Source organism: Nocardiopsis protaetiae (genome assembly GCF_045446735.1).
Lineage (GTDB): Bacteria > Actinomycetota > Actinomycetes > Streptosporangiales > Streptosporangiaceae > Nocardiopsis > Nocardiopsis protaetiae.
In genome coordinates, this window is sequence record NZ_JBJJBV010000559.1 from 1 (window position 1) to 792 (window position 792).

Consider the following 792-nt stretch of genomic DNA (forward strand, 5'->3'; position numbering starts at 1 on the left):
GAACGATAAAGGAGATTTTCTTCTTTATCCCATTTTGTCCCTTTCTTCCGCTTTTCACCGAGGGTCCCGAGCACGTGCCACCGAGGCCGCCGCCCGCGCGGGCGCTCGGCGACACCCAGGGAAACCCGGGGGTAATAAGCCGCCAACTGCGCCTTTACCAGGAGGCCGGAGGCGCGCCCCGCGCTCTCGGCCCCGGACCGCCCCGCGAGCGGGTGCGGGAACCCCGTGGCGGACGCGCCTATCAGCACCGACCACGGGTTATCGACTATTCCCCGGCTCCGGAAAGAGTGTTAACGTCTTCCTCCCGAACCACTGTGATTCAGAGCATGATGGCACCATTCGCGTACTTCGTGCGTATCCATGGTTAACGCGGGTGATACGGAGCGGCCGAAGGCCCCGTGAGGTGGAGGGGGTGGTCCATGCCCACACAAGAGGCCAGGAATCTCCTCTACGGCCTGACGGGCATCCAGTACCCCACCGCCAACCCCGCCGCCATGCGCGCACTCGGTGAGCACTACGCCGACATGGCCCGCCGCCTCAACGAACTCGGGCCGATGATCGCCGCGTCCCGGCGCAGGGTCCAGGACACCTTCGACGGACGCACCTCGGAGTACTACTCCCGCGCCCTGGACCAGTTCACCACCGGCCGCAACGACTACGTCGGCCAAGCAGGCGACCTGGCCACCACCATGTCCCGCAGCATGCGCGAGGGCGCCGCCACCGCCGAGTACATGGTCATGATGATCTGGGGCCAACTCGTCGCGTTGCTGGCCGAGATCGCGTTCGCCATCG

Annotated in this window: 1 protein-coding gene; it reads left to right on the plus strand. The window is 65.9% G+C overall.

Annotated features, from left to right (window positions below; genetic code table 11):
* Positions 1-419: 419 nt before the first annotated feature.
* Positions 420-792, plus strand: a 373-nt coding sequence (locus tag ACJOT3_RS34675; RefSeq protein ID WP_406977353.1) for a WXG100-like domain-containing protein, incomplete at its 3' end; no start/stop codon positions are given.